The organism is Rhizobium sp. GCM10022189 (assembly GCF_042656325.1).
Lineage (GTDB): Bacteria > Pseudomonadota > Alphaproteobacteria > Rhizobiales > Rhizobiaceae > Rhizobium.
Genome location: NZ_JBHSOR010000017.1, coordinates 23,861 through 29,860 on the forward strand (window position 1 = coordinate 23,861; position 6,000 = coordinate 29,860).

The following is a 6,000-nucleotide window of genomic DNA, read 5'->3' on the forward strand; positions in this document are numbered from 1 at the left end:
AACAAAACTGGTGATATCGGGACGGGGCTGCAACAGGGCGATGTTTCCCGTGGGGAATTTGGCTTATCAGATTGATATCTTCATCTTGTTGCCGCATTCCTTCATATCTGCTCGCACCAGCTTCGAACGGAGAACCTCCTGTCCATGATCAAGAAATTCATCCTTCTGGCCGTTGCGGCGAGCTACCTTTCAGCCTGCACGACGACCGATCCCTATACTGGTGAGCAGAAGGTATCGAACACCGCCGGCGGCGCTGCCCTTGGCGCGCTCGGCGGCGCTCTCGTCGGTGTCGCCGTCGGCGGCGGCGGCCACGGCAAGCGCAATGCGGCGCTGATCGGCGCCGGCATCGGCGCGCTCGCCGGCGGCGCGATCGGCAATTACATGGACCAGCAGGAAGCCGAGCTTCGCGCCCAGCTCGAAGGCACCGGCATTTCCGTCACCCGCCAGGGCGACAACATCATCCTCAACATGCCGTCGAACATCACCTTCGATATCGACCAGGATGCGGTCAAGCCGGGCTTCTATCCGACGCTGAATTCCGTGGCGATCGTGCTGCGCAAGTTCAACCGCACGCTCATCGACATCAACGGCCACACGGATTCCACCGGCAGCCTGCAGCATAACCAGGAACTGTCGGAGCGCCGCGCCTATTCGGTCGCGAGCTACCTGCAGGGCCAGGGCATCGACCAGCGCCGCGTGTCGGCCGTCGGCTTCGGCCCGTCGCAGCCGGTCGCTTCCAACGCGACCGAAGCCGGCCGTGCGCAGAACCGCCGCGTCGAAATCCAGATCGCACCGATCACGCAGAGCTGATCGGGCAGGGGCCGGCACGTCCTGTCCGACAGGTCTTACCGTCCTCCGCAGCGATGCGGGGGACGTTTTCGTTTGAGGCGGCAAGGTGTCTGGCGGCCGGTTTGGCTTCGTGCTACAGCTTGCCCATGCGCATGATGACGACCAAAAAATGCACGACGAAAACGACCGTCCTTTCGGGGCGTTCCTCGGTGCATGCGCGGTCACTGGCATAGCGCAGATCACCCGAAGGCCCCACCGGAGACGGACGGGGCCGCAAAGCGAGACAGGTCCCGTTCTCTCATTCCAGACGTGAGAGACATATGCTGACCAAACTCGACGATACCGCTTCAACCCTTTCCCGCCGGTTGCGCACGCCAACGCCTGCCGTCGCCATTGTCGGCGCCACGGGCGCGGTCGGCGTGGAACTGCTGCAATGCCTGGAGCGGCGGAATTTCCCGCTCAGCCGGCTGCGGCTGCTTGCTTCGGCCCGCTCCGCCGGCAGGACGCTGCCCTTTGCCGGACGGGAGATTGCCGTGGAGGAATTGGGCGAAGCGAGTTTCGAGGGGATCGATCTTGCGCTCTTTTCGGCCGGCAGCGGCATTTCCAGGCAATATGCCGATGCAGCGGTGCGGGCCGGCGCCATCGTCGTCGACAATTCTTCCGCCTTCCGCATGCATGCCGACGTGCCGCTGGTCGTGCCCGAGGTGAATGGCGCGGCGCTGGCCTCCCACAGCGGCATCATCGCCAATCCGAATTGCGTGGCGGCGATTGCGACCGTGGCGCTGGCGCCGCTGCACAGGGCGCATCCGATCCGCCGGCTGAACATCGCCACCTATCAGTCCGCGTCCGGGGCGGGGGCCGCGGCGATGGAAGAACTGAGAGAATCGACTGCGGCCTGTCTCAGAGGCGAGAGCTACCGGCCCCGCATCCTGCCGCATCCCTATGCCTTCAACTTCTTCAGCCACAATGCCGAGATGGATCAGGAGAGCGGCTACAATGGCGAGGAACTGAAGGTGATTGCCGAAACGAGGCGCATTCTCGGCGCGGATGAGCTTCCGGTCGGCGTCACCTGTATCCGCGTGCCGGTGCTGCGGGCGCATGGCATGGCGATCACGGCCACATTCGATGAAGCCGTAACGCCGGAGAAGGCGCGCGGCCTGCTGGCCGATGCGCCGGGGCTCAAGCTGGTGGACGACCGGGGCGCCAATCATTTCCCGATGCCGTCGGAAGCGTCGGGGCAGGACGATGTGCTGGTCGGCCGCATCCGAAAGGATCTCGGCGATCCCTCGGGACGCAGCATCGCGCTCTTTGTCGTCGGCGACCAGTTGCTGAAGGGGGCGGCGCTGAACGCGGTGCAGATCGCCGAGGCGTTGCTGGTCCGCTGAAACGGATAGCAAAGGGTTCGTTGTTCCAGACAGGTCCTGCACTCTACTCGACGTCATGCTCGGGACAAGCCCGAGCATGACGAGAGAGACCCGGGGCGCTCCGGGGCCGGACGATCGCCCAGGCTCTCGCCGCACGGTGCCTCACGCCTGCATCCTGGCGCCCTTGGTGATCTTGTCGACGACCTTCTTGTCGGCCCGGACGGCGATGCCGACCACCTTGGCGTCATCGGGGGCGTATTCGGCGAAGACGGCGCGATTGGCCGCATCATGGCCGGTCGCAAACATTTCCTCGATGAAGACGGAGGAGGTCACCTCGCGCTCCAGCGCGCGGCGGTGGATCGTCGACATCGTCGCCTCGTCGGCGGCCAGCACGATGATCGGCTGGATGGACAATGCGTTGAAGAGGTTGCCGGCGCGGTCCTTGTAGGGCTCGCCGATGATTTCGGGATATTGGGCGGCGATGCCTGTCGAAAGGAAGGCCGTTACATTCAGTTTCTGCCAGCCGGCAAGATTGTTTCGCAGGACGATCGCAATTTTGGTATCAAACATTCCAGTCTCTTTCATCAGGGTATCGACAAGGCATTGAGCCAGGATCTAACGCCACGGGCCTTCGAGGGTCTTGAACGTTTGTGCGAACCGCAGGGGGGCAGCGGCATACTGTCCGCGCCCGAGGGCAGCGGCATCCTCACCGCGCCTGCCTTTCCCGGCATCGAGCGCATCGAGGCGCAGTTCTCCGGCAATATGTTCGAGCCGCACCGGCACGATACCTACGCGCTCGGCGTAACTCTGCACGGCGTGCAGACTTTCACCTATCGCGGCGAACGGCGCTTCAGCCTGCCGGGGCAGGTGATCGTGCTGCATCCCGACGAGGAGCACGACGGCGGGGCGGCGACCGAGGCGGGCCTGCATTACCGCATGCTCTACATGGAGCCGGCGCTTCTGATGGAATGCCTGGCGGCGGAGAAGATCGGCCTTCCCTTTGTCGACCAGCCCGTGATCGCCGACGGGGCGCTGGCGCAGGTGCTGCTCGCCGCGCTCGGCGAACTCGACCGGGAGCTCGACGAGCTTTTCGTCGACGATTTCGTCAGCCGTGTCGCCGGCGGCCTGTCGCGGCATTCGCAGGTGCGCCGCCGGGCTCTGGGGCCGGTTGCCTGGAAACAGGTGCGGGCGGCGCGCGACTATCTGGAGGCGCATGCGCTGAGGGCCGTGCGCTCGGGCGAGCTGGAAAACATTACCGGCCTCGACCGGTTCACCCTGTCACGGCATTTCCGCACGGCCTTCGCCACCAGCCCGCACCGCTACATGCTGATGCGGCGGCTGCAGCAGGCCAAGGCGCTGATGGGCGAAGGGGAGAGTTTTGCCGATGTGGCGGCGGCCACCGGTTTTGCCGACCAGGCGCATTTCATCCGGCATTTCAAGAAGGCCTATGGCGTGACGCCGGGGCGCTGGATGGGCCTTCAGCGGTTTCACGCGGCGGAGGCCGGCGGCGGCGGACTGTCGCGCTCCTGATTTCAGGGGGGCGAACGAGGCGGATGATGGAGGCGGCTCTTTCAACGCCCCGATGTTGTGTCATCCGCGCATCATTCTCCGCAAAGTAGAAAACATCGGTTGGCAAAGTCGAATTTGTCCGGTACATAACCTGTCACCGCTGCAGATCAACCAAAGGAGGCGTTGTATGACATCAGCATTCATCGAAGTCCTCCCGTCCGGAATGATGCGACACTAGGTCATTCCAATTCGCGGCCCGCCAGGGGGCGCGAGATGCGGTTTTATTTTCTTTCACAGCTCGACTGATCTGCCGGGACCGGTTCGTCCCCTGTTGCGGCTGTGTTCTTCAACTCTCGATTTTGGGGCCGGCTGCCGAAATGCGGGGTCGGACTGGTAAAATGGCTCGCAAGAAGTTCGACTTCCGTGCCGATGCGTATCGCAACGTGCTCGGCTTTGTTTTTCGTCAGTGGACGCATCGCCCCGCTCTGGTGGGCACCATCATCCTTCTGGTCATTGCCAGCACGCTGGCCGAAGTCCTGGTGCCGGTATTTTCCGGCCGGATCGTCGACGCGATCGCGGGCGGCAATGCGGCAGACGGCGCCATCCGCTCCTTCGCTGTCGTCGTGAGCCTTGGCCTGACCAGTGTCGCCCTGCGCTGGTTCATTTTTGCCGGGATCATCCGGCTGACGCTGCGCATCATGGTCGATGTGGTCAATAGCGGCTTCCACAAGGTGCAGCGCTTCTCGACCGACTGGCATGCCAACAGTTTTGCCGGCTCGACGGTGCGCAAGATCACCCGCGGCATGTGGGCGCTCGACGCGCTCAACGACCTGCTGCTGATCGCTCTGCTGCCGTCGCTCGTCATGCTGGTGGGCGCCAGTATCGTGCTCGGCAGCTACTGGCCGGTCATGGGCCTGATCGTGGCTGCGGGATCGCTTGTTTATATCGGCGTGACCGTCGCGCTTTCGATGGGTTTCGTGTCGCCGGCGGCAAAGCTTGCCAATGCCTGGGACACGAAGCTCGGCGGCGCGCTGGCGGATGCCATCAGCTGCAACTCGGTGGTGAAAGCCTTCGGTGCCGAAAGGCGCGAGGAGGAGCGCCTGCGCCATGTGCTTGCCAGGTGGGACAGCCGCACGCGGCGCACCTGGAAGCGCGGAACGCTGAACGGCACGATCCAGGGCTTCATGATGGTTTCCATGCAGGCCGGCATTCTCGGCACCGGCCTTGTCATGTGGCAGCAGGGGCTGGCGACGCCCGGCGACATCACCTTCGTGCTGGCGATGTTCTTCGTCCTGCAGGGCTATCTGCGCTCGGTCGGGCAGGACATCAGAAACCTGCAGCGTGCCGTCAACGACATGGAAGAGCTTGTCCTGCTCGACAAGACGCCGCTCGGCATCGAGGACAGGCCGAACGCGAAGGCGATCGCAATCGGCAGGGGCGAGATCGCCTTCGACCGCGTCACCTTCCAGTATGGCGCCCATCCGACCGCGCTCTACGAGGATTTCTCGGTCACGATCAAACCGGGGGAGCGGGTCGGTCTGGTCGGGCATTCCGGGTCGGGCAAGACGACTTTCGTCAAGCTCATCCAGCGCCTCTATGACGTGAATGCCGGGGCGATCCGCATTGACGGTCAGGATATTGCCGAGGTGACGCAATCGAGCCTGCGCAGCCAGATCGCCATCGTGCAGCAGGAGCCCATCCTGTTTCACCGCACTCTGGCCGAGAACATCGCCTACGGACGGCCGAATGCCTCCAGACGCGAGATCGAGAATGCGGCACGGCAGGCGAGCGCCCATGGTTTCATCATGGACCTGCCGAAGGGCTACGAGACGATGGTGGGCGAACGCGGCGTCAAGCTTTCGGGCGGCGAGCGTCAGCGCGTCGCCATCGCGCGGGCGTTTCTGGCCGATGCGCCGGTGCTGATCCTGGACGAGGCCACCTCCAGCCTCGACAGCGAGAGCGAAGTGCAGATCCAGCAGGCCATGGAGCGCCTGATGGACGGGCGCACGACGCTGGTCATCGCCCACCGCCTTTCGACGGTGCGGGCGCTGGACCGGCTGCTCGTCTTCGACAAGGGAATGATCGTCGAAGAGGGCGACCATCAGGCGCTCATCCGGCTCAACGACGGCATCTATCGCCGGCTGTTCGAGCGGCAGGCTCTCGAACTGACCAAGGGGCTTGTGGCCTAGGATCGATCGACATTCAGGATTCTCAAATCAGTTGCTGAGTGATTCATAGGCTGCCGTGATGATCACGGAGACCTGTGGATGGCGGCGAAGCGGTATGAACTGAGCGACGGACAGTGGGAGAAGATCGCCTCGTTGCTTCCGGGTAAGGT

Annotated in this window: 5 protein-coding genes; 4 read left to right on the forward strand and 1 reads right to left on the reverse strand. The window is 63.8% G+C overall.

Features of this window, described 5'->3' with window-relative positions; genetic code table 11:
* Positions 1-144: 144 nt before the first annotated feature.
* Together ACFPWW_RS11030 and ACFPWW_RS11035 are read left to right on the forward strand one after the other, a co-directional pair.
* The gene (locus ACFPWW_RS11030) at positions 145-810 is read left to right on the forward strand and encodes an OmpA family protein (protein WP_112569022.1); all 666 of its coding nucleotides are present in this window, start codon (positions 145-147) and stop codon (positions 808-810) included.
* 299 nt (positions 811-1,109) lie between these two features.
* The gene (locus ACFPWW_RS11035; protein WP_112757341.1) at positions 1,110-2,174 is read left to right on the forward strand and encodes an aspartate-semialdehyde dehydrogenase; all 1,065 of its coding nucleotides are present in this window, start codon (positions 1,110-1,112) and stop codon (positions 2,172-2,174) included.
* 141 nt (positions 2,175-2,315) lie between these two features.
* Here ACFPWW_RS11035 and ACFPWW_RS11040 read toward each other — a convergent pair whose 3' ends face one another.
* Positions 2,316-2,723 carry a DUF2000 family protein gene (locus ACFPWW_RS11040; RefSeq protein ID WP_112703198.1) on the reverse strand — a complete coding sequence of 136 codons (408 nt, stop codon included), beginning with the start codon at positions 2,721-2,723 and terminating at the stop codon, positions 2,316-2,318.
* Positions 2,724-2,756: 33 nt separating this feature from the next.
* Here ACFPWW_RS11040 and ACFPWW_RS11045 point away from each other — a divergent pair, with 33 nt between their 5' ends.
* A complete protein-coding gene (locus ACFPWW_RS11045; RefSeq protein WP_113499518.1) occupies positions 2,757-3,683 on the forward strand; it encodes an AraC family transcriptional regulator in 927 nt (308 codons plus the stop codon).
* Positions 3,684-4,060: 377 nt separating this feature from the next.
* Positions 4,061-5,851, forward strand: a complete 1,791-nt coding sequence (locus ACFPWW_RS11050; protein WP_377311657.1) for an ABC transporter ATP-binding protein — start codon at positions 4,061-4,063, stop codon at positions 5,849-5,851.
* Positions 5,852-6,000: the final 149 nt, after the last annotated feature.

What these genes read in the sequence shown, in the direction of transcription:
- ACFPWW_RS11035 (WP_112757341.1), top strand. Translation starts at nt 1,110, where the DNA reads ATGCTGACCAAACTCGACGATACCGCTTCAACCCTTTCCCGCCGGTTG.
- ACFPWW_RS11050 (WP_377311657.1), top strand. Translation starts at nt 4,061, where the DNA reads ATGGCTCGCAAGAAGTTCGACTTCCGTGCCGATGCGTATCGCAACGTG.
- ACFPWW_RS11030 (WP_112569022.1), top strand. Translation starts at nt 145, where the DNA reads ATGATCAAGAAATTCATCCTTCTGGCCGTTGCGGCGAGCTACCTTTCA.
- ACFPWW_RS11040 (WP_112703198.1), bottom strand. Translation starts at nt 2,723, where the DNA reads ATGTTTGATACCAAAATTGCGATCGTCCTGCGAAACAATCTTGCCGGC.